The sequence below is a fragment of the Kocuria sp. CPCC 205258 genome, from assembly GCF_040981005.1.
Lineage (GTDB): Bacteria > Actinomycetota > Actinomycetes > Actinomycetales > Micrococcaceae > Kocuria > Kocuria rosea.
In genome coordinates this window covers 651,293-673,762 of sequence record NZ_JAVKPS010000001.1, presented here as the reverse complement: position 1 = coordinate 673,762, position 22,470 = coordinate 651,293, and the positions used below count along the sequence as shown (strand labels likewise).

General features: G+C 69.1%; 18 protein-coding genes and 1 pseudogene. 7 read left to right on the top strand and 12 right to left on the bottom strand.

Going from position 1 to position 22,470, the window contains the following annotated elements:
* Both RF644_RS03125 and RF644_RS03120 read left to right on the top strand, forming a co-directional pair.
* Positions 1-1,416, top strand: a complete 1,416-nt coding sequence (locus RF644_RS03125) for an MFS transporter (RefSeq protein ID WP_176337185.1) — start codon at positions 1-3, stop codon at positions 1,414-1,416.
* Positions 1,413-2,783, top strand: coding sequence for an LLM class flavin-dependent oxidoreductase (locus RF644_RS03120; protein WP_368795340.1), 1,371 nt, complete (start codon positions 1,413-1,415; stop codon positions 2,781-2,783). Before RF644_RS03125 ends, RF644_RS03120 begins: the two co-directional genes overlap by 4 nt.
* A 383-nt stretch (positions 2,784-3,166) precedes the next feature.
* Here the strand turns inward: RF644_RS03120 and RF644_RS03115 are convergent, their stop codons facing one another.
* Positions 3,167-4,381 carry an NAD(P)/FAD-dependent oxidoreductase gene (locus RF644_RS03115; RefSeq protein ID WP_368795338.1) on the bottom strand — a complete coding sequence of 405 codons (1,215 nt, stop codon included), beginning with the start codon at positions 4,379-4,381 and terminating at the stop codon, positions 3,167-3,169.
* A gap of 337 nt (positions 4,382-4,718) precedes the next feature.
* On the opposite strand from RF644_RS03115, the gene RF644_RS03110 reads away from it, so the two are divergent.
* Positions 4,719-4,907 (top strand): hypothetical protein, encoded by a 189-nt coding sequence (locus tag RF644_RS03110; RefSeq protein WP_368795337.1) that lies wholly within the window; start codon positions 4,719-4,721, stop codon positions 4,905-4,907.
* A 114-nt stretch (positions 4,908-5,021) separates the two neighbouring features.
* Here the strand turns inward: RF644_RS03110 and RF644_RS03105 are convergent, their stop codons facing one another.
* The gene (locus RF644_RS03105) at positions 5,022-7,193 is read right to left on the bottom strand and encodes a DNA/RNA non-specific endonuclease (RefSeq protein WP_368795336.1); all 2,172 of its coding nucleotides are present in this window, start codon (positions 7,191-7,193) and stop codon (positions 5,022-5,024) included.
* A 617-nt stretch (positions 7,194-7,810) separates the two neighbouring features.
* Between RF644_RS03105 and RF644_RS03100 the strand changes: the two genes are divergently transcribed.
* On the top strand, positions 7,811-8,401 hold the full coding sequence (locus tag RF644_RS03100; protein ID WP_368795335.1) for a recombinase family protein: 591 nt from the start codon (positions 7,811-7,813) through the stop codon (positions 8,399-8,401).
* 4 nt (positions 8,402-8,405) lie between these two features.
* On the opposite strand, the pseudogene RF644_RS03095 reads toward RF644_RS03100, so the two are convergent.
* The 6 genes and pseudogenes from RF644_RS03095 to RF644_RS03070 all read right to left on the bottom strand — a co-directional run.
* Positions 8,406-8,657: pseudogene (locus RF644_RS03095) on the bottom strand (helix-turn-helix domain-containing protein); the annotation flags it as partial.
* A gap of 211 nt (positions 8,658-8,868) precedes the next feature.
* Entirely contained in the window at positions 8,869-9,501 is a 633-nt protein-coding gene (locus RF644_RS03090; RefSeq protein ID WP_368795334.1) for a hypothetical protein, read from the bottom strand.
* A gap of 206 nt (positions 9,502-9,707) precedes the next feature.
* Positions 9,708-10,934, bottom strand: coding sequence for an acyl-CoA dehydrogenase family protein (locus RF644_RS03085; protein ID WP_368795333.1), 1,227 nt, complete (start codon positions 10,932-10,934; stop codon positions 9,708-9,710).
* Positions 10,931-12,532, bottom strand: a complete 1,602-nt coding sequence (locus RF644_RS03080) for a class I adenylate-forming enzyme family protein (protein WP_368795332.1) — start codon at positions 12,530-12,532, stop codon at positions 10,931-10,933. The genes RF644_RS03085 and RF644_RS03080 overlap by 4 nt, the downstream gene beginning before the upstream one ends.
* A gap of 14 nt (positions 12,533-12,546) precedes the next feature.
* Positions 12,547-14,019, bottom strand: coding sequence for an aldehyde dehydrogenase (locus tag RF644_RS03075; protein WP_368795330.1), 1,473 nt, complete (start codon positions 14,017-14,019; stop codon positions 12,547-12,549).
* A 10-nt stretch (positions 14,020-14,029) separates the two neighbouring features.
* Entirely contained in the window at positions 14,030-14,887 is an 858-nt protein-coding gene (locus RF644_RS03070) for a p-hydroxycinnamoyl CoA hydratase/lyase (protein WP_368795329.1), read from the bottom strand.
* Positions 14,888-15,020: 133 nt separating this feature from the next.
* On the opposite strand from RF644_RS03070, the gene RF644_RS03065 reads away from it, so the two are divergent.
* Entirely contained in the window at positions 15,021-15,512 is a 492-nt protein-coding gene (locus RF644_RS03065) for a MarR family winged helix-turn-helix transcriptional regulator (protein WP_368795328.1), read from the top strand.
* A 34-nt stretch (positions 15,513-15,546) separates the two neighbouring features.
* Here the strand turns inward: RF644_RS03065 and RF644_RS03060 are convergent, their stop codons facing one another.
* The gene (locus tag RF644_RS03060; protein WP_368795327.1) at positions 15,547-16,377 is read right to left on the bottom strand and encodes an IclR family transcriptional regulator; all 831 of its coding nucleotides are present in this window, start codon (positions 16,375-16,377) and stop codon (positions 15,547-15,549) included.
* Between the two features lie 149 nt (positions 16,378-16,526).
* Between RF644_RS03060 and RF644_RS03055 the strand changes: the two genes are divergently transcribed.
* Together RF644_RS03055 and RF644_RS03050 are read left to right on the top strand one after the other, a co-directional pair.
* Positions 16,527-17,642 (top strand): alcohol dehydrogenase catalytic domain-containing protein, encoded by a 1,116-nt coding sequence (locus tag RF644_RS03055; RefSeq protein ID WP_368795326.1) that lies wholly within the window; start codon positions 16,527-16,529, stop codon positions 17,640-17,642.
* A 17-nt stretch (positions 17,643-17,659) separates the two neighbouring features.
* The gene (locus tag RF644_RS03050) at positions 17,660-18,304 is read left to right on the top strand and encodes a cysteine hydrolase (RefSeq protein WP_368795325.1); all 645 of its coding nucleotides are present in this window, start codon (positions 17,660-17,662) and stop codon (positions 18,302-18,304) included.
* A 751-nt stretch (positions 18,305-19,055) separates the two neighbouring features.
* Here RF644_RS03050 and RF644_RS03045 read toward each other — a convergent pair.
* From RF644_RS03045 to RF644_RS03035, 3 genes are read right to left on the bottom strand one after another with little or no spacing between them, the layout of a single operon-like run.
* Positions 19,056-19,967: a dioxygenase gene (locus tag RF644_RS03045; protein ID WP_368795324.1), complete on the bottom strand. Its 912-nt coding sequence runs from the start codon at positions 19,965-19,967 to the stop codon at positions 19,056-19,058.
* A gap of 25 nt (positions 19,968-19,992) precedes the next feature.
* Positions 19,993-21,162 carry a maleylacetate reductase gene (locus RF644_RS03040; protein WP_368795367.1) on the bottom strand — a complete coding sequence of 390 codons (1,170 nt, stop codon included), beginning with the start codon at positions 21,160-21,162 and terminating at the stop codon, positions 19,993-19,995.
* A complete protein-coding gene (locus RF644_RS03035) occupies positions 21,159-22,379 on the bottom strand; it encodes an FAD-dependent monooxygenase (RefSeq protein WP_368795322.1) in 1,221 nt (406 codons plus the stop codon). The genes RF644_RS03040 and RF644_RS03035 overlap by 4 nt, the downstream gene beginning before the upstream one ends.
* Between the last annotated feature and the right edge of the window lie 91 nt (positions 22,380-22,470).

Here is a 22,470-nt window from a genome sequence, read left to right as displayed (position 1 = left end):
ATGAGCACCACGACCACGGCCGCCCCGGGCCGCAGCAGCATCGTCCACGGCAAGAAGCGCGTCCTGGCCTCGGCCTTCGCCGGGACCACCATCGAGTGGTACGACTTCTACCTCTACGGCACCGCCGCCGCACTCGTCTTCAACGTCCAGTTCTTCCCCATGGCCACCGAGCTCGGCGGCATCGTGGCGTCCTTCGCCACGCTCGCGGTCGGGGTGATCGCCCGGCCCCTGGGCGGGATCATCGCCGGGCACCTGGGGGACCGGATCGGCCGCAAGGCCCTGCTGGTGGCCTCCCTGCTGCTCATGGGCGTGGCCTCCACCCTGATCGGCCTGCTGCCCACCTACGAGGTGATCGGCTGGTGGGCCGTCGTCGGGCTCGTGGTCCTGCGCATCCTCCAGGGCCTGTCCGCGGGTGCCGAGTGGGGCGGCTCCGCGCTGCTGAGCGTGGAGCACTCACCGGCCCGGCACCGCGGGTTCTTCGGGTCCTTCACCCAGATCGGCTCCTCCGCCGGCATGCTGCTGGCCACCGGCGCGTTCTTCATCGTGCAGAACGTCATGAGCGAGGAGCAGTTCGCCGCCTACGGCTGGCGCATCCCCTTCCTGCTCTCGGCCCTGCTCGTGGCGGTGGGCCTGTGGATCCGCCTCGGCGTGGCCGACGCCCCGGAGTTCCTGGAGCACCGGGCCTCGGGGAACGTGGCCAAGGCCCCCCTGCGGGAGCTGCTGGTCCACCACCGCCGCCCGGTGCTGGTGACGATCGGCCTGCGCCTGGCCCAGAACGCCGTCTACTACCTGGTGACGGTCTACATGCTGACCTACCTGCGGGACGTGCGCGGGGACAGCGCCGCGGGCGTGACCGCGGTGATGATCGCCTCGGCCATCGGCCTGTTCTCCACCCCGTTCTGGGCCTGGCTCTCCGACCGGGTGGGCCGGAAGGTCGTCTCGGTGACCGCCTACGCGGCGATCGGCGTCTTCGGCTGGGTGCTGTTCGCCTTCCTCGAGGCCGGCCCGCTCGCCCTGCTGCCGCTCGTGGTGATCCTCGGCATCAACCTCGTCCACGACGCGATCTACGGACCGCAGGCGGCCTGGTTCGCCGAGCAGTTCCCCGTGCACGTGCGGTACTCGGGCGTGAGCTTCGGCTACCAGGTCGGCACCGTCCTGGGCGGCGGGCTGATGCCGATGATCGCCGCTCTGCTCTTCGCCGCCGGCGGGGACACCCCGTGGCTGATCGCCGGCTACCTCTCCGTGCTGGCCGTGCTCTCCGTCGTCGCCGCCCTGGCCGCGAAGGATCCCGCCCGGGACCAGCGCGGCACCGAACTCACCGATCTGCACGCCGGCCGGACCGCGGCCGCCCCGGCCCTCGCGACCCCCGCCGCCGCGAGCGCCACCCGGACCACCCCCGAGAGGACCACCGTATGAGCCGCCCCCTGCTGCTGAACGCCTTCGACATGATGGTGCCCGTGCACCAGTCACCGGGACTGTGGCGCCACCCGGAGGCCGGGGTCGCCGGCTTCGACACGCTCGAGTACTGGACGTCCCTGGCCCGCACCCTCGAGGAGGGCGGCTTCACCGCGCTGTTCCTCGCGGACGTTCCCGGCGTCTACGACGTGTACGGGGGCGGGGCCGAGGCCACGGCCCGCGGGGGAGTGCAGTACCCGGTGCTCGACCCGCTCGTCGCGGTGCCGGCGATGGCCGCGGCCACCGAGCAGCTCGGCTTCGGGGTGACCGCCTCGGTGACCTACGAGGCCCCCTACCTGCTGGCCCGCACCTTCGCGACCCTCGACCACTTCACCCGCGGCCGGGTGGCGTGGAACGTGGTGACCTCCTACCAGGACTCCGCGGCCCGGAACCTGGGCATGGACCGGCAGATCCCGCACGACGAGCGCTACGACCGCGCCGACGAGTACATGGAGGTCATGTACAAGCTCCTCGAGGGCTCCTTCGAGCCCGGGGCGGTGAAGGCCGACGCCGGCGCCGGGGTCTTCGTGGACCCGGAGCTCGTGCACCCCATCGGCCACGAGGGCACCTGGTTCTCCGTGCCCGGCCAGGCGCTGACCCACCCCGGACCCCAGGGCACCCCGTTCCTGTTCCAGGCCGGCGCCTCGAAGCGCGGACAGCAGTTCGCCGTGGACCACGCCGAAGCCATCTTCTTCATCGGCAACACCCCGCAGCTCGTGCGCCGGTGGACCGACGGCGTCCGGGCCGAACTGGCCGCGCAGGGACGGGCCGAGGACGCCGTGAAGACCTTCGCCATGGCCACCGTGGTGGTCGCCGAGACCGACGACGAGGCCCACGCCAGGCTCGACGGATACCACCGGCACGTGGACATCGAGGGAGCGCTGTCCCTGTTCGGCGGCTGGACCGGCGTCGACCTGGCCGGGGCGGACCCCGATGCGCCGCTCGAGTACGTGGCCACCGACGCCAACCAGTCCGCGCTCGCGGCGTTCACCTCGCTGTCCCCGGACCGGACCTGGACGGTGCGGGACCTGGCTGAGTTCGTGGCCATCGGCGGCCGCGGGCCCGTCATCGCCGGGGCCCCCGGCACCGTGGCGGACGAGCTCGAGCGCTGGCGGGAGGAGGCCGGCGTGGACGGCTTCAACATCTCGGCGGCCGTGCGGCCGGCGGACCTGGAGCGGTTCAGCACGATGGTGTCGCCGGAGCTGCGGCGCCGCGGCCTGCTGCCGGAGCCCGGGGCCCTCCCCGCCGGCAGAACGCTGCGCGAGGCCCTGGCCGGCGCCGGGCCGAGGCTGGCCGACGACCACCGCGGGGCCTCCTACCGCCGGTGACCGCCTGAGCCGTCGGGGCGCACCGCTCGACGGGTCCCGGCGTCGTCCGGCGTCCCGGTTCCTCGGAACGAAGCGCTCCTGCCCGGGAGAGGGCAGGAGCGCTTCGCCGCGCCGAGGCGCAGAAGGCGGCCCCCGACCGCCGGGGAACGGATCATTGGGGGTCGCTGCACCGGCGTGGGGGCCGGTGCCACCCGAAAAGTACCAGACAGTAATATCGCAGCGCACCATTCCGTGCAGATGCATGAATTGTGCTCCTCGGGGTTTCCCGATGTCCGACCCACATTTCTCTCGGCTCATGCTGCGACGACTGGGGGCGCGGGCCATCAGGTGCCATCGGAGCGGGGAACGAGGCGCCACGGATGTGTGCACACATGGTCCGCTAGCTAGAAGCCCCGGAGGATCACGTTCCAGTAGTCCCGGGGGAGGACCTCGAGGTCGAAGAACCAGGAGGCGCGGTTCGGAGCCAGCAGCGGCACGCCGGGGATGCTGGGCGCCAGTTCGTTGTCCCGGTCGAACTCGGCCAGCACGGCCCGGCCCCGCTGCACCGTCACGGGGGTCACGGTGTACCCGTCGTAGGAGGCCGTGGGCTCCCGGCCGTCACGGGTGGCCAGGAGGTTCTCGGTGAGGATCTTCGTCTGGTGGCGCAGTGCCCCGCCGGACGAGGCGGTCTCCAGCGCGGCCGCGTCCCCGCAGGCCCACACGGTGGGCACACGGCGGTGGCGCAGGGTCTGTGCATCCACGTCCGCGTAGCCGGCCCAAGCGGTGCCCGGGCCCGGCGCGACGCCCAGTCCCGCGGCGGCGATCCAGGCCGGGGCCCGGTGGACGGGGCTGTGGTGCAGCAGGTCGTAGGACAGGTCCCGCGGCGTCCCGTCGACCGTGGCCCGCAGCCGGCGGGAGCCGGCGTCGATCGACTGCACGTGGGCGCTCGTCAGGACCGTGATGCCGTAGCGCCGGACCCAGGGCTGCAGCACCCGGTTCACGTCCGGCTGGCCGAACACGGTGGCGGTGGGCGTCAGCAGGGTCACCTCGATGTCCTGCAGGACACCTTGGCGCTGCCAGTAGTCGCAGGCCAGGTAGAGGATCTTCTGTCCGATCTGCGGCGTGGGCGCCGGGCCGTCCGGGATCGTGAACAGCGCCCGGCCGCGGCGCAGCCCGCGGATCAGCTCCCAGGTCTTGGGGGCCAGCTCCACGGTGTAGTTGGTTGAGGCGTGCGGGCCGGCCATCGCCTCGGCACTGCCGGGGACACGGTCCCAGTCCGGGGTGGACCCCGCGCAGATCACGACGTGCCGGTAGCCGATGTGCTCGCCGGAGGACAGTGTGGCCATCCGTGCCGCCGGATCCAGTGCCTGGACATGGTCCTGGACCCAGCGCACGCCGCGGGGCATCACGCGGTGCTGGGCCCGGGACATCTGCGGCACGCTCTTCAGTCCGGCGCCCACGTAGGAGAGCATCGGCCGGTAGTGGTGCGTGGACTTCGGCTCCGCGATCACGATGTCCGTGATGCCCTTGCGGCGCAGTCGTGCGGCCAGGGAGATCCCGGCATTGCCGCCGCCGATCACGAGGACGTCAGTGGCGTGATCCAAGGGTGCAGTGGTCATCGTGACTCCGTGGGTCGAGGATGGCTCCACGGTCCGATCGGGGCCGCCCGACAATTCGACCACGAGCCGCGGCGCCCACGTCCGAGCGGATCCCTGTGGACCAGACGTCCGGGATCACCCGCACCACCCTCTCCCGCCGGCTCCGACCGCGCCGGCCGGAGCCGGTGCCAACTGGGCCGGTCGCCGCCGTCGAGCCGGATACTGGACGGGGATGGGAGGCCAGGTCACGCCGGAGGCGTCCTCACGGTGAAGTTCTGCATCTCGTCGGGGCGGAGCAGGGCCGCGGCCAGGGTCGCGGCCAGGTGCCGGCGTCGCCGTACTGGCCCTCTATGCCCTCGTGCACTGCCTGCCGTGCCCGGTGCTGCTCATCGCCGGCCTGGCGTGGCGCGGACGGATCACGGCCCCGCTGCAGCGGGTGTACGACCGCCTCGGTGCGGAACGCGTCCAGCAACGCTCCATCCCCGCGGCGACCGGACTGCTGCTGCTGCTGGCGGGCACTCTGGTCGCCATGGCGTTCACCGTGTGACCGCCCGGACGCGGAGGCCGTGACGTCCCCTCCACAGGGCCGAAGAACCAGTGCGCGAGAGCGACCCGAGCCAGAGGACGGAAAACGGTCCGGTTGCGAGGCATCGGCGGATGGTCAGATGCCGAGGAAGATGTCTTCGGGTCGGAGGATCATGCGTGGCAGAGCGGTGACTTCGAGTCGCTCGAGGGGATCGGCTGCGATGTAGGGGTGCAGGTCGAGGGTGGTCAGCTCGGCGATGCGTCGGGCCGGTACTTGATAGGTGCGGTAGGCGCCGAAGGAGAACTCTTCGGGGGCGGTGGCGAACTCGTCCAGCAGGGCTTCCTGGCTGAGCAGGTAGGCGGTGACGACAAGGGTGTTCGTGGTGGCGACCATGGCGACGAGTTTGAAGAACTGTCGGGGGAGGGCCACGCCGCGGTACTGGGGGTCCTCCTCGTGGAGGACGGGGCCGGTGACGACGCTGACGGTGAGGTCGTGGTTGTCGGTGTTGTGGAGGATGTAGTCCTCCAAGCCGAGCCAGAGGGTTTGGTCGGCGTTGAAATCGTGATGCTGCGGGGTGGCGTTGGTGAAGTGGAAGGTGTCGTCGTTGGCGGCCTTGGCCATCGGCCCCCAAGCGGGGTCGAGTCGGCGCACGAGGTGTCCGCGGTCCAGGGGGTTGTCCCGGTAGACGTCTTCGCCGGTCTGTTCGTCGCGGGGCAGACGGGGGTCGATGATCCAGCGGTCGGAGTCCCGTCGCGGTTTGGTCGCAGTCCGCCCGTCGATGTTCACCGCTGTGAACAGGGCCAGGCGGCGGTGCCGGTGCATGACGACACTGAAGTGGTAGTACTTCAGCTCCGCGGAGGCGGTATCACCGAAGGCCTGGCTGCCCGGCAGGGGCAAGGATGCGCCCAGGAAGTCCTCGCGGTAGCCGTCGCGGTTGCTGTAGTCGGGGTCGATGGAGATCGCCTCGACTGCCTGACTGTCCGTGGCCGGCGGTTCGGTCGCCGCCGTGCCCGGTGGGGAGACCATGGCGGGGGCGGGCGCCGGGGTGCCGAGCTGAACGGTGATGCGCAGCGGGATCTCCACCGTCACGGCGCCGTCGGTGGAGGCGGCGCCGATCGGAGGCGTCGCGAGGGTGGTCTCTCCCGGCGGGGCCGCCGGCGTCGGAGGTGGCGGTGTGGCGGAGATGGTGTCCGCGCCGACGGGTGCGTCGGGAATGGTGTCGGCGTGGGTGGTGGTGGTGAGTTGGGTGAGCAGTTGTGCTTGCACGGCGGTGAGCGGCAGCTCGGCCAGGTACTGGAGGATCCGGCTGATGCGGATGCCTTCGTTGAGGTAGTGGTACTGCGGTGCGTGCTGGGGGGTGGCAACGCCGGCGTGGTGCAGGGCCACGACCTCCCACTGGTCGTTGAAGACCGGGGAGCCGGAGGAGCCCAGTTGGGTGTCCGCGGCGTAGTGGAGGACGAGCTCGGGGATGTCGAGCAGCTTGTTCTCCCGCAGGGCGATCTGTTTTTTCTCCCCGCGGGGGTGCTGCACGATGGTGACGAACTCGCCGATGAGGACCGTGCCCTGAGCGGCGGTGAGGGGGCAGTGGCCGTACCTGATGAGTGTCCCGGGGTCGGCGGCGATGGCTACCAGGGCGAAGTCGAGGTCGCGGTCGGCGGCGAAGAAGCGGTCGGGGTCGAAGGAGAAGGCGGCAGTGGGCAGCGGATTGCCGTCGATGCCGTCCTGGTAGTCGAACTCGATGATGCTGGTGCGCGCCGTGTCCGGATCGGGCAGGACATGGTGGTTGGTCAGCAGCAGGCAGGGGGAGACGAGGAACCCGGTGCCGTAGCCGATCACGGTCCCGCGATGGTTGCGGATGTTCACCCGGCCTACGCTGCGCTGGGCGTGCACGCCGGCCTCGAGGTAGCGGACGTCGACGAAGTCCGCGGTGTTGATGATGCGTTCCAGCAACATTTCCTGGGCACCGGTGGACTCGGCCTCTGCGGGGGCGGGGGCTCCCAGGCGCTGGGCAGTGCTTCCCTGCAGCGCCGCAGCGGGTGCCGCGGCGGGCGATTCCTTCGGGGCGCAGCCGGTCAGATAGCGGGTGATCCGATCCAGGCGCTGGGCCACCCGGACCGGGTCGTTGGCCTCGACCAGGCCCTCGGGATGGCTCAGCTTCTCCTGCGTGGACAGGCGCTGCTGCTCTCGTTGCCTCACCCGCTGCAACGCCAGTTGCTGCTGCCATTGCAGCTCTTCGGCCAGGGAATCCTTCGGGCCGGCCTCCCCGTCGGTGCTGTCGCGCCCCGGATCTCCGGGTGGTGTGATCATGACCGTCGCCTCCCCTCATGCAGGGTTTGCCCGCCGGGCGCGGTGTGGGCTGTCCTGAATGGTGTCAATATTCTTTTGATCGCTACGAGCACGGCATGCCGACCTCGATGCATTTCCACAGAGGAATGGCAGACCAGCCTCAGCCGGAAAAAACTAAAGCCTCATGTGTCCGCCATCATCCCTGACTGTATGAATCCGCGCGTGTCACCTGTCGGTGCATCAGTTCCATGCGGTCCCGAGCCGAAAGCTGCACTGTGGATGCCCAGCGACGGACACCAACACTCCAGCCATCCTCGCTCGCTCCCGTTATCCCGGCACGACTACCAATGTGAACTCAGCTCATATGCCGACACGACGCCCCGCGTGAGATCGGGGCAGGAGTGCTCAGGTCTCGAAGTTGCTCGAGCAAGCCGAGAGGTGCTGGGTCACCTCCAGTCCCGATGTCAGTCCTCGCGCGAAATCGGCTCCCGTTTCTCAAGGCATGGGATGCAAGACGTCTCGTCCGAAAAATTTGCTCCCGCATGATTCCGCGGTCCGGTGTGTCTCGCATCCATGTGCTTTATCCGTACCCCTAGAATCGGATACTCAACGTTGGTTGCGAGACATGTGAGGCGGACATGGGGAAGCTGATCGGGTACGCCAGGGTGTCGACGCGTCAGCAGGACGCAGACCGTCAAGTGTCTGACCTCTTGGCCGCCGGCGTGCGGCGCGATGACGTGTACGTCGACAGTGGAGTGTCTGGAGGGCGTGCGTCGCGTCCGGCCTTCGACAAAGCTGTGGCAGCGCTCGAGTCGGGGGACACCTTGGTGATTACCACACTGGACCGGTTGGGACGGTCGACGCAGAACATGCTGATCTTTGCCGAGGCGCTGCGGGGCAGAGGAGCAGGGCTGCGGGTGCTCAATCTCGGTGGGGGAGACGTGGATACCGACACCCCGATGGGTTCGATGGTCTTCACCGTGATGGCGGCCCTGGCGCAGATGGAGCTGGAGATCAAACGGGAGCGGATCACCGACTCGGTGGCCAAACGCAGGGCCGCCGGCAAGGACCTCGGCGGACGCCGGCAGACCTTCACCGACTCCCAGATCCGCAATGCCCTCCGACTGATCGACGGTGGGGAGCCGGCCACCCAGGTGGCCCGCGACCTCGGGATGTCGCGGGCTACCCTCTACCGGCGAATCCGGGAACTGCCGACGGCGGCCCTCTGAGCTCTCAGTCAGTCGGATTGGTGGTTTCACGCTGGATGGTGCGGTAGATCGTGGATCGGGTCACCCCGAGCAGCTCCGCCAGCTTGGCCTACTTGAGCTCGCCCGGGGCGTGCAACACCATCCGGTGACGCCGCTGCAGCGATAAGAGCTTCGGCTACTTGCCCCGCAGCCAGCCCTTGGCCCGGGCGATGGCCATGCCCTCGCGGGTGCGCATCCGGATCAGGTCGAACTCGAACTCCGCGACCATACTCAGCACCTTTCTCCACGCGCATGGCAGGAGGCGCCATCCGCGAACCATTCGCGCATGCCGAGAATGAGCGACTCCTGCCGTTGGCACCAGCGGCTGACGACAACAGCGACCATGTTCGTGAGGACCAGCCCGTCAGCAGCGGGGCCGGTGAGCGTCCCCAACGCCGACCCGATGCACCAGCCGGACCCCGAGCGATCACAGGGCCCGGCTGGTGTTCTCAGGCCTCGGTAGCAGGCTCGGCCGTGTGCCGAGTCGCGGTCTGGACGCGGGTGGTCGGGGCCGGGGAGCTGGGGGTGTCCGTGGTCGGGGCGGAGTTCCCCTGCTCGCCGAACACCGCGCCGAGGACCTTGTCCTGCACCAGCACCAGGATCAGGGTCATGGCGCAGCCGTAACCGAAGATGCCGATGAGCCACAGCAGGTTCAAGCGCGGGGCGGCCTCACCCAGCATCGGGTTCAGCGACATCCAGAGCAGCGACTGGAAGAACCCGAGGAGAACGGCCGGGACGATCCCGAAGGGAGTGCGGCCCAGCAGGATCGGGTGCACGGCCAGGATCAGGAAGATCACCACGGTCACCCCGACCCCGAGCATGAGGGCCAATGGCACGCCTGGCAGGGCCCCGGCCACCGCCATGAAAAGTCCCGCCCAACCGACACCGGCGACGAAGCTGAGGAACATGCCCAGCAGGGTTTTCGGTGGTGCCTGGAGGGCGAAGAAGAGCAGTACTGGGATCAGGAGCAACCCGGTGTAGGGGGCGAAGGGCGTCAGGGCCTGGAAGGGCAGGAGCAGGACGGAGATCAGGATGGCACCCAGTGCGGCCTGGAGCAGTGTTCCCTTGGTCTGGACGGACATCGTCGTCACTTTCTCGAAAGCTCGGAACCAGAGTCCAGAGCGATAGGTTCAGGTGTGCGCGTGCTGCAGACCGTCGGGGTCCTGCACGACTTCCAGCGTGCTGTGGCTCATATCCCATCGGGTGGGGATGTTCAGTGAACGACCATGCTTTCCTGGACTTTTCGGTCGCTCCGAGAATTGCCGGTGCCAACGGTGAGGCGGTGGGCTCAGCGGGCGAAGGCGCTGCGTCCGGTGATGGCGCGGCCGACGACCAGGGTGTTGATCTCCCGGGTGCCTTCGTAGGTGTAGATCGCTTCGGCATCGGCGAAGAAGCGGGCGACGTCGTTCTCCACCAGAATCCCGTTGCCCCCGACGACCTCTCGGGCCGCGGCGACGGTCTCGCGCATCCTTGAGCAGGTCCAGGCTTTGGCCATGGCCGAGTCCTGGTCCCGGTAGACGCCCTGATCCTGTTGCTGGGAGAGCCGCACGACCATGCCCAGGGACGCGGTGAGATTGCTGAGCATGGTCACCAGGTGGTCCTGGATCATCTGGAACCCGGCCAAGGGACGGCCGAACTGCTGACGCTCACTGACGTACTTCAGGGCCGCCTCGTAGGCGCCGGCTTGGACTCCGGCGGCGAACCAGGCCACCCCGGAGCGCATGGAGCGCAACAGGTCGGCGATGTCGGCGAAGGAGTTGATGCGGGCCAGGCGGAAGTCCTCGGTGACCTCCACGTTGTTCAGCTCGATGTCGGAGTTCTGCACCATTCGCAGCGACATCTTGCCCGGGATGGTCCTCAGCTCAACGCCCGGGGTGTCGGCCTTGACGAGGAAGGCCTTCACCTGGCCGTCGGACTCGTCGCGAGCTGCCACCGCCAGGTAATCGGCGAAGACGGCGCTGCCGATCCAGCGCTTCGTGCCATTGAGAATCCACCGGTCCCCCTCGCGGCGGGCGGAGGTCGCCAGGCCGCCGGCGATGTCGGAGCCGTGGTCGGGCTCGGTCAGGGCGAAGACCCCGGTCATCTCGAACGAGTCGATGAGCGGCAGCCACCGACGGATCTGCTCTTCGCTGCCCCCGCGCGTGACGGTGGTGCGGAACAGCCCCGACTGACCGTTGTAGTAGGTGGCCAGGGAGGCGTCGGTGCGGGCGAGCTCGAAGTTGCGGAAGCCCTCGTAGAGCGACCGCGGTGCCGCCCCGTCGGCGGTCAGGGCCGCGGGGGTGATCAGGTTCAAGGCGGCGAAGGGCTGGATGAGCTGGGTGGGGAACTCTGCCCGCTCCCAGTAGTCGGCCAGCAACGGCTTGGCCTCGGTGTCCAGGAAGGCGCGCAACCGTCGCAACTGGTCCTGCTCGGCATCGGTGAGCAGGGCCTCGTAGTCCAGCGGGTCGCACTGGGCGTAGAGACGCTCCTGGGCGCTGGGAGTGGAACGCTCGGAGGTGTGGGTAGCGATGGTCATGGCTTCTCCTTCGGTGTCCGGACGGGTGAGACGGGCTCCTGATCCGGGGGGAGGTTCTGGATTTCCTTCCGGAGCAGTTTCCCGACCGCACTGCGGGGAAGGTGATCACGGCGCTCCAGCTGCCGCGGGAGCTTGAACCCGGCCAGGTGGGGGCGCAGGAACTCACGCAGGTCTTGCAGGTCCACCGGGGCGGTGGAGACCACCACCGCGGTGACGGTTTCACCCCACAGCGGGTCAGGGCGTCCAACGACGGCGGCTTCCAGCACCCCGGGGTAGCGGGAGATGAGGTGCTCGACCTCGGCCGGGTCCACGTTCTCTCCGCCGGTGATGATGATCTCCTTGCTGCGCCCGGTGATGCACAGGTCCCCGTCGGCGTCGAGGTATCCCCGGTCCCCGGTGACCAGCCAGCCGTCCTGGAACGTGGCCTCGGTGGCCGCCTCATTGGCCCAGTAGGCCGAGGCGGTGTGCGGTCCGCGGACCCGGATCTCCCCGGTCTGCCCCACGGGCAGTTCTTCTCCGTCGGTGGAGAGGATCCGCACATCGGTCAGCAGGGCGGGGGGTCCGGAGGAGCCCGGCTTGCCGGCGGCATCGGTGCGCCGGCGGAAGCTGATCGAGGGCCCGGCTTCGGTCATGCCGTAGGAAGCCAGCACGGGGACACCGCGGGTGGACCACTGGGCGACCAGGTCCGGGGGCATCGGGGCGCCTCCGCCGAGGATCCAGCGCAGGCTGGAGATCTCCGCTTCGGCGAAGCCGGGATGCTGGGAGAGCAGAGTCAGCATGGACGGGACGGCGAACATCGTGGACACCCCGTACCGGGTGATCTGCTCCAGGCACCGCCCGGCGTCGAACTTGCTGTCGAGCACCACGATGCCGCCCTTGTGCAAGGTAGCCACCGCCAACGTGTTCAACGCCGCGATGTGGGACAACGGGGTGTTCACCAGCGTGACGTCCTCGCTGACGACGTCCAGACCCAGCACGACGTTGACCCCGTTGAAGAACAGGGCGCCGTGGGTGAGCACCACCCCCTTGGGTCGGCCCGAGGTCCCGGAGGTGTAGACGATCAACGCCGGGGCCTCGGGGTGCGGAACTACCTCCGGGGCCGGGTCGTGGCTGTGCTGGGGCAGACACGGGTGAGCCGCCTCGGCGTCGTCCTCCAGCTGGATCAGTGGCAGGTCCGCCGTGCCGACGGCCTCCAGGGCCGTCGGCATGGAACGGGTAGAGACCAGCAGCGTGTGAGCGGAGAGGTCCTCCAGCACGTGCTGCACCTCGCCGGCCCGGGAACTGATGCCCAGCGGGGTGAACACCGCCCCGATCCGCGAGCACGCGTAGAGGGCGATGAGCACCTCGGGGCGGTTCTCCGCGAAGCAGACCACCCGGTCCCCGGCCCCCACGCCCCGGGTGGCCAGGAACGCCGCGGCGGCCCGGATCCGGGTCAGCAGCTGCTCGTAGGTGATGTGCTCACCGTCATGGATGATGGCGGTGCGCTGGGGCTGGCGCAGCGCACGGCGCTCCACCAGCTCCCCGTACCTCAGCCCGGGAAAGCCGCCCAGACCTGCACTGGCGGTCGAGGCCGCATCGAGGACGCGGTCCATACTCATGAAGGCCTCCATGATCAGATCGGGTAGTGGCGTTCTTCGGTGGAGACGGTGATCCAGCGCAGCTCGGTGAACTCCTGCAGCGAGGCCTCGGAGCCGAAGCGGCCGAAGCCGCTGGCCTTCACCCCGCCGAAGGGCATCTGCGCCTCGTCGTGGACCGTGGCTCCGTTGATGTGGCAGATGCCGGACTGGATCTGCTTGGCCAGGGCCAGTCCCCGGCTGGTGTCACCGGTGAACAGGGCCGCGGAAAGACCGTAGGCGGAGTCGTTGGCGACCTCGATGGCTTCCTCGACGCCGTCGACCTCGATGATCGGGGCCAGCGGGCCGAAGGACTCCTCCGTGTAGACCCGCGCGGCCTTGGTCACCCCGGTGAGCACTGTGGCCGGGAAGAACAACCCGTCCGCCTCACCACCGGTGAGCACGGTGGCGCCGTTGTCGACGGCATCCTGGACCAGGGCAGAGACGTGGGCCACGGAGCCCTCGTGCACCAGCGGCCCCAGCTGCGTGGTGGGCTCCTGCGGGTCCCCGACCACCAGCTGGGATGCCCGCTCGGTGAGCAGGCGGGTGAACTCCTCGGCCACGGAGCGGTCGACGATGATCCGCTCGGTGGACATGCAGATCTGGCCCTGGTTCATGAACGCCCCGAAGGAGGCGGCCGCTGCGGCGGCTTCCAGATCGGCGTCGGCCAGAACGACGAAGGGGGCCTTGCCGCCCAGCTCCATGACCGCCCGCTTCAGATGCCGGCCGGCCTTCTCGGCGATGATCCGGCCCACGTTGGTGGAACCGGTGAAGTTGATGACCCGCACCGCCGGGTGGGCGATGAGCGCGTCGACGACCTCGGCGGCGTCCTCGGGGGAGTTGGTGATGAGATTGGCCGCCCCGGCCGGCAGGCCGGCGTCGATGAGGCAGTCGATGATCGCCGCATGCGTGGCCGGGGTCTCCTCGGAGGCCTTGAGCACCACGGTGTTGCCGAAGGCCAGCGGCATCGCGATCGCGCGCACTCCCAGGATCAGCGGGGCATTCCACGGGGCAATGCCGACCACGACCCCGACCGGCTCGCGCACGGCCAGGGCGGTGAGCCCGGGGACGTCGGAGGGGATGACCTGCCCGACGGTGGAGTACACCTGGGCGGCGGCCTCACGCAGCATGTTGGCGGCCAGCATGGCGTTGAAGTGGCACCAGCCAGCGGCCGCGCCCATCTCCCGGCCCATGGTCGCGGCGATGCTCTCGGTGCGCTCCACCAGCAGGGCGGCGGCGGTCTCGAGGATCTCGCGGCGCCGCGCCGGCGGGGTGGCGGCCCAGGCCGGAGCGGCCTGGGCGGCGGCATCGGCAGCCCGTTGCGCGTCGGTGCGGTCAGCGGCGGCCACGGAGGCCACGGTGGTGCCGGTGAGTCGTTGGGTCTTGTCGATGTAGCGGCCGCTGGCCGGATCGGCCGCGGACCCGGCGATCCGCAGCGGGACCTTCACGATGTCGGTGGTGGCAGAAGTCATGGCGGTCTCCTTATTCGGCCGAGGTGGTGGTGTAGGTGCCCAGACCCGGGCGGTAGGTCTTGTCGTCGAGGAACTGGGTCATGCCCTGTTCCCGGGCGTCGGTGTCGAAGAGGATCGCCTGGTCGTGCTTGGCGTAGAGGAAGTCCTCGGCAGCCTCCCAGGACATGAGCCGGGAGTGGCGGAAACCCATCTTCGCCCCGCGCACCACCCACTGGCTGAGGCTGGTGAGCTGCTTGGCCAGGGCGACGGTCCGCTCCCGCAGCTGCTCGGCCGGGACGGCCTCGTTGACCAGGCGCATCTGGGAGGCGCGGCGGCCGTCGAAGTGCTCCCCGGTCATGATGTAGTACATCGCATCCCGGGTGGGGATGGTCTCGGCCAGGGCGCGGGTGACCAGGTTGCCCGGGGTGACACCCCAGTTCACCTCGGAGAGCCCGAAGGTGGCGTCCTCGGCGGCGATGGCCAGGTCGCAGGAGACCAGCGGAACGAAGGCCCCGCCGAAGCACCACCCGTTGACCATGGCGATCGTGGGCTTGGGGTAGCTCAGCAGCTTGCGGTACTGCCAGTTCGTGCCCTCGGTGCGCACCTTGTTCTGCACCGACCGCGGCTTGCCGTCGGTCTCGCGGAAGTACTCCTTCAGATCCATGCCCGCCGACCAGGAGTCCCCGGTGCCGGTGAGCACCAGCACAGCGCAGCGGTCATCGGTCTCGAGGTACTCCAAGGTGGCGTACATCTCGCGGTTCAGCGTCGGGTTCATCGCATTGCGCTTGTCCGGGCGGTTGAAGGTCACCCAGGCGATGCCGTGCTCGTCGAACTCCACACCCACGGTGTCACCCCACGGCTCAGGGGCGGTGGTGTTTTCAGCAATCATGACGGTCCTCCAGTAACTAGGTGCCCCTGGCGCCCGTCCCAGTCGGACGGGGACGCGGGCGGCGGGCCTCAAATTGGATATCAGAAGATCTGATATCCCGGAAGATATCAGCGTCTCTGATATGCTGTCAACCATGAACTCTCACGCCTCTGTCACCGCCTCCGAGCCCGGGCTGCTCGCCGAGGGGGACCAGCCCCGGGTCACCTATCTGGTGAAGCGGTTGGAGTCCGCCGTGCGACGTGACATGGACGCGGTGCTCCAGGAGCAGGGCCTGACCACCCCGCAGTACGCGGCCCTGAGCATCCTGCGGCGCAGCCCAGGGTTGTCCTCGGCCCAGCTGGCCCGCCGCGCGTTCGTGACGGCCCAGTCCATGCAGGTGATGGTGGCCGCGTTCGTGCGCCACGGATTCGTGCAGCGCCACCCCGATGCCGACAACCAGCGGATTCTGCGCAACTACCTCACCGAGACGGGGGAGGCGGTACTGGCGCGCAGCCAGGAGGCCGCCGACCAGCTCGAGCACCGCATGGTCGAAGGCCTCACGGAGGAGCAGGTGCGCTGCCTGCGGGACGCGATGGATGCGTGCGTGCGCAACCTCTCGGCCGGCCGGCCCACCACCGGGGGCTGATCCGGCGCCCCGTCCCCGAGGGTGAGTCAGGGGCTCAGGGGGAATCCAGGGGCGGAGCCGGCCTGGCCGCCATGTGTCGCAGTCGAGGGCTGATCGAGGAACGGCCCTGGTGCTGGGCCAGGGCGTTCGTCAGCCCGCGCGCCGTCATCTGCACGAGGACCTTCAACTCCTCGGCATTGCGGGCACCGGGGGTGCTCAGTAGCGACAAGGCGGCGATGCCTGCCTCCGGTGGGCCGAACACCGGAGCCGCACAGGAGTAGGACCCGATGGTGAGCTCCTCCTGGGAGGTGGCCACGCCCTGCTGGCGCACCTGTTCAAGTTCTCGGGCGAGCACGGCCGGATCCGTGATCGTCTTGGGCGTGAACGCCGGCAGTGGCCCCTCCAGCACGGTCTGGCGAAGCTGCGTGTCGGTGTAGGCCAACAGGATTTTGCCTGCCGAGCTGGCGTGCAGCGGGAGCCGACCCCCTGCACGCCCGGCCTCCGGGACGTTGCGCGTGCCGGCAATGCGTTCCACCAGTAGGGCCTGATCACCCTCCAGCACTGCCAGCAGCACGTGGGCCTTCGTGGTCTCCCACAGGCCCTGCAGGAACGGCATGGCGGTCTCGCGCACCCCGTAGGTCCTGGTCGAGCGTGCGGCGATCTCCCACAGGTGCACCCCCACGACGTAGCGGCCACCGGTGGTGCGCTCCAGACCACCCCAGACGACCAGTTCCTGGATGAGTCGATGCACCGTGCTGGACGGCAGGCCGGTGGCCCGGGCGATCTCGGACATCGTCAAAGCCGTGCGCTCACCGGCGAAGGCCTCCAAGATCTGGAAGGCCTTGCCGGTGACCGATTGCCCCGGGGCTGCGCTGTTGCCCGCCATGTCCCATCTCCTGTCAGAGATTCTGATACGAAGTGCCCACGAACAGTTTCCCACTGGATGGGCGACTGTGGGCCCGATCACATCAGTGTTTCTTATATTGAAGGGGCTGGCGTTGATCCAACGCCGAGACATCCCGAAGGAGCACACCGATGAGCACAACGATGACAGCAGCCCGGATGCACCATGTGGGGGAGCCCATGGTCCTGGAAGAGGTGCCTCTGCCCGAACCGGGCCCGGCCGATGTGCGGGTGGCGGTGCGCGCCTGCAATATCGTCCCCAACCTGGCAAACATCCTGGAGAACTGGACCACCTGGTTCCCACAGAACCCGCTGCCGGCCCTGCCGGCGATCTTCGGCCTGGACCCGGCAGGAGTCATCGACGCCGTCGGGGAGGACGTCCACGGCTTCGCTGTCGGGGACCGGGTCTACGTCAACCCCGGGCGTTACTGCGGCGGATGCAAGGCGTGCCGCCGCGGGGAGCACATCAACTGCACCAGCTACGCCTTTGCCGGGTACTTCGGGTTCACCCCCACCGCCACCAAAATGCTGGACCGCTACCCCTACGGTGGTCTGGCGGAGTACATGATCGCCCCGCAGTACGCGCTGGTGAAGCTGCCCGATGCGCTCAGCTTCGAGCACGCCGCCCGCTTCGGGTACCTGGGCACCGCCTACTCCGGTCTGCGCAAGGCCGATGTCGGCACCGACACCACCGTGCTGATCAACGGCATCAGCGGCACCCTGGGCCTGGGCGTGGCCCTCTACGCCCTGGCGATGGGGGCCACAAAGATCCTGGGCACCGGCCGTGACCGCCAGCTGCTCGAGCGGGTCCAGGCCCTGGCCCCCGAGCGCATCTCGACGTTCTCCACCAAGGACGGCGCCATCGACGAATGGGTCCACCGCGAGATCCCTGGTGGCGTCGACGTGCACATCAGCGCCCTGGGGCCCGGATCCCCGCACGAACCGTTCACCCAGGGGATGAAGGCGCTGCGCCGGGGCGGCAAGGTCGTGAACATCGGGGCGACCGCCGGGGATGTGCCCATCGACGTCCACCACATGATGGATCAGCAACTGCAGTTGATCGGTTCGGTGTGGTTCACCGCCGGAGAAGGAGAGGACATGGCCGCCATGGCGGCCAACGGCATGGTGGATCTGTCCGTCTTCGAGAACATGAGCTTCCCGCTGTCCAAGGTCAATGACGCGATCCACGGCATCGAGAACCGCCACGGCGGCTTCAGCAACTACATCATCGCCCCGCACCTGAACTGAGGATCGAGGACATCGTCATGACTGAGACATCGCTGTCGCTGGATCCGGCGCGCACCGCCGTGGTCAACGTGCACTGGCAGCACGACATCGTCACCGCGCAGGGGGCCTTCGCCCCCTTCTTCGCCGAATCCGTGGCCCGTCGCCAGGTCATCGGTGCGGCCCGGGACCTGGTCGATCAGGCCCGTGCCGCCGGCATGCTGGTGGTCTGGGCCCGGGCGGCCTTCCGCCCCGGTTACCCCGAACTGCTCTTGAACACCGGGCTCAACCGGGCCATCAAGGACCTCAACGCCCTGGTCGAGGGCAGCCCCGGGGCGCAGATCATTCAGGAGCTGACCCCGCAGGCGGACGAGCCGGTGGTCAGCCATCCCGGGACCTCCGCCTTCCCGGCCACCGCCCTGCAGGACATCCTGCGCTGCCGCGGCATCGAGACGATTCTGTTCACCGGAGTCTCGACCAACGTCACCGTCGAGGGCACCGCCCGCGACGCCGTCAACCACGGCTACCGTGCGGTGATCATCGAGGACGCCTGTGCGGCCGCCACCGACGAAGCCCACGCGGCCACCTTGAACACGTTCTCGCTGTTAGGTCAGGTGGCCGGCGTCCATGACGTCAGAACCGCTCTGACGGCCCCACTGGCCTCGTCCGTCGAGGCCTCGCTCTAGCTCTAGCAGGGCTTGACCCAGGCACCTCCTCAAGCTCAGCGGTTGTTCCCCGACCGTCACGAGGGCTGAGCACGCACGGTGGAGGTGGACCGAAAAGAAGTACGTGCGCGGGTCGCCTCGGTGGCAGCACAGGGTAGGGCGGTCACGGCGACGCAGACACACCGCTGGGGCGAGGGAGGCATCCCTCGCCCCAGCGGTGTGTCCAGCGACCATCTGGGTGCTGGACCCGCCGGGGATGCTCCGAAGGGTTGCGGACACGCCCGGGCAAAAGGCATGAGGTGGTCCCCGCCGACAGCTGGGGTGGGCCATCGGGTCCACACGGTGACTGGGGGCATGCGCCTACCCCGCCCGAGCGCACACCACTCACGTCTGACCTGCGGGCATCCCCTGCCAGACGATGGACCGGTCCGCTGATCGCTCTCGCCTGGTGCCCGCGGCCAGGGGCAGAGGTGGTGCGGCACATGCCTTGGTCCCTCGAAGCCGACCGGGTTGTCCGGGCGTGCTAATCCCCGGCTGATGGCCCACCGGAAAACATCGCCGGTGGCCGAGCCCCAGGCCCCGGTTCAAGCTAGCCCGGGCAGGGTGGAGGTCCCGGGAGGAGTCGTCGCCACCGCGGGTGCCGTGCAACGGCCCTGTCTGCTCTCATGATGGTCAATGATCCCGAGGGTGGGAGCAGGAGTCGCACGGCGCAGCAGTGAGCGCCCCGCCCCGTGGTGGGGCGAGGCGCTCACTGCTGCCCCCGATCTGCGCGTCAGTCTTGAGCCGGGGCTAGGGCGATGTCAAAACGGGTCCGCGCCCACTCCTGGTCTGCGAGGTCGCGTCCGTCCGGGGTAGGGGTGCCAGGCAGCTGGACCTCGAAAGGCTTGATCAGCGAGTCCCTGACGCCGAACACGGAGTCGCCGATCTCGATCTGCGGGTCGCCGTCGACGAAGATGTGGGTGACCAGGGTGCGGTAGCCCGGGGCGGTGACCATGAAGTGCAGATGGGAGGCCCGCACCGGGGATCGATGGGTGGCCTCGAGCATCTTGCCCACCGGGCCGTCGTGCGGGATGGGATAGGGGGTGGGGGTGAGCCCCCAGAACCGGTACTGCCCGGTGGCGTCGGAGTGCAGGTGTGCGCGGCCGGCGACCCGGTTGTCGTCGTACTGGACGTCGTAGAAGCCCTCCTCGTCGGCCTCCCACACCTCGATCCGGGCGTCGGGAATCGGTGTGCCGTGGGTGTCGGTGACCATGCCCTCCACCCAGCAGGGCTGCCCGTGCGCACCGCCGGCGATGTCACCTCCGTTGGGAATTTGGGGAGCATCCTCGAGGAAGAAGGGCCCGAACACGGTGGCCTCGGTCGCCTGCCCGGCTGCGGGGTTGTTCACGGTGACGGTCTGCATCGAGGCCCCGAGGACGTCCGAGAGCAGGATGAACTCCTGGCGGCGGTCGTCGGTGATGTGCCCGACGGCGGTGAGGAACTCGATGGCGGTGTTCCACTCCTCCTCGCTCAGTCGGACCTCGCGGATGAAGGCGTGCAGGTGACGGGTCAGCGACTGCAGCAGCTGTTTCAGCCGCTCATCGGGGGTGTTCTCGAACGAGGCGAGGACCTTCTCGATGAGCTCCTGCTCGCGGGCGGCTTGTTCGGCACTCACCTCGCTGGGCTGCGTGGCGGTCTTGGTCATGACAACTCCTTTGCGGTGCGTGGGGCTAGCGGGCAACCGGGTAGTCCACCGTGGGGATGGTCCCAGTGAGGGCGTCGGTCAGCAGGGCCGTGATGTTCTCTTCGGTCACGGCCACAGGGTTCGAGGCCGGTGCGGCCTTCACGACCCGTTCGATCGCTTCGGGGACGCCGGTGGCGGTGAATCCGTAGTCCGCGAGCCGGGACGGGGCATTGACCACTGCGTACAGTTCCCGCAGTGCCACCACGGCGGCCACCGCAGGGCACTCCGGCTCGGCCACGGGCAGCCCATTGAGCATCGCAACGGCCGCGGCCGAGGAATCCTCCCCCGAAGCGACCGTGGGCTTCCCCAGGGCGGCGGCCAGCCGGCCGGCCAGCTCCGGGACGGCCGGGGCGTTGAAGGCCAGTACGTACGGGAGGACGGTGGCGTGGGTCTGGGCGTGGGGCAGGTCGAAGGTCCCGCCCAGGACGTGGCAGATCTTGTGGTGCAGCCCCGAGCCCGCGCTGGCGAAGGAAACCGCGGCGAGGTAGCAGCCGTAGAGGGCCTGTTCCCGGGCGGAGAGATCCTCGGGATCGGCGACGATGCCGCGCAAGGCCAGGTTCAGCGCCCGGGCCCCTTCCAGGGCCAGGGCCTGGTTGATCGGATCAGCCCTCGGCGCCCACAGGGAGTCCACACAGTGGGCCAGCCCGTTGAGTCCGGAAGCCACCGCCAGTCCCACCGGCAGGGTCTTGGACAGTTCGGCGTCGTAGACCACCGCCACGGGCAGAACCTTCTCATCCACCCCGGTGGTCTTGGTGCGCTCCTCCGTCATGCCCCACACGTTGGTGGCCTCGGACCCGGCGTAGGTGGTTGGTACGGCGATGATCGGGATCCCGGTCGTCAGCGCCACGGCCTTGGCCAGCCCGGTGGTGGATCCGCCGCCCACACAGACGAGGACGTCGATGTCGTGCTCGGTGGCGGCGGCCCGGGCGGCCTGGGCCTTCTCCATCGGCACGTGCTGGATGACCTCGTCCCACCACAGGGCCGCGGTGATGTCCGCGGTCGCGGCCTCGGCCAGAGCCCGCTCGGGCTCGGCGGCGATCACCATCGGCCGGGATGCGCCCAACCGATCCAGCTCCGTAGCCACGTACTGCCCGGCCCGTCCCGTGCCGAAGAGAACTCGTTGTCCCAGGGTCACATGTTCGAAAGCGAGCATCAGACCAGTGCCTCCTTCGACGCCAGCTCGGCGTCATAACCGTAGATCCAGCCGTTCTTCAGCAGCGGATCGCCTTGAGCGAGCTCGGTGTCCCGCTGCTGCTGGGCTGGGCCGTCGGGCAGGTGATTGATGTCCTTGCGGGCGTGAGAGAGCTGCTGGATCTTGGTGGCCCGGGGCCTCCGCACCTGCTCGTAGGTCTTCAGCGCACGCACCGGATCCTGAAGATCCTGAACCAGGCACTGGGCCAGCGCGGCACCATCCTCGATGGCCTGGGCGGCGCCCTGGGCGAAGAAGGGGAACATCGGGTGCGCCGCATCGCCGAGCAGCGTCAGGCGCCCGCGCGACCACTGCGTCAGCGGGGCCCGGTCCAGCAGGGCCCAGCGTCCCGGTGTGCCGGCCGCGTTGATCAGCTCGGTCAGCCGGGGATCCCACCCTTCGAACTCCGCCAGCAGCTCCTCCACGGTGGCCTTGGTGCTCCAAGACTCATCGGTGAAGCCGTCCGCCGGGGCGAAGGCCACGATATTGATGTACCGGCCCCCGGACACGGGATAGTGCACCAGGTGGTGGTCAGGCCCGATCCACAGCGTCTGGGCTGCCCCCCGGGCGAAGGCCGGAGCCTGATCCACCGGCACCAGCGCCCGGTAGGCGCACATTCCTGAAGCCTCCGCCTCCCCTGGTCCGGCCACCGCCGCGCGCACCACCGAGTGCACGCCATCGGCGCCGATCACCAGGTCGGCGGTGGCGGTGCTGCCGTCCTCAAACCGCAGCAGCACGTCCTCGTCGCGCTCCGTGACCTCCACGCACCGCTTGCCCAGCCGCAGCCACTCGGCCGGGACCGCCGCCTTGACCGCCTCGAGAAGATCCGCCCGATGAGCCACGTAGGTCTGCTCACCGTAGAGCTCCTCACACCGGCCGGTGAGCTGCTCGGCCGAGAGCACCTCCCCGTCCTCCCAGCGGCGGAACTCCCAGCCGACCTCCAGGGCCACGGCCTTGTCCAGGAACGCCTCGATGTGTCCCAGGCGCCGGAGCAACCGGACCGCATTGGGGGAGACCACCAGCCCCGCCCCGACCTCACCGAAGGCCGGGGCTTGCTCGTAGACGGTGGCCTGCAGGCCGGCGCGGTGAAGGAAGCCGGCGGCGGCCAGGCCACCGATGCCACCGCCGAGAACAGCGATACGGGTTTCCGCACCGGCCGGGGTCGGGGAATGTTGGACCACCATGACAAAACCTGCCTTTCCGAGGAAGGCGACCAGTGGGACGAGGCTGCCCTCCGAGATATCAGAGATACTGATATCTTGTGCCTAGTGTCAC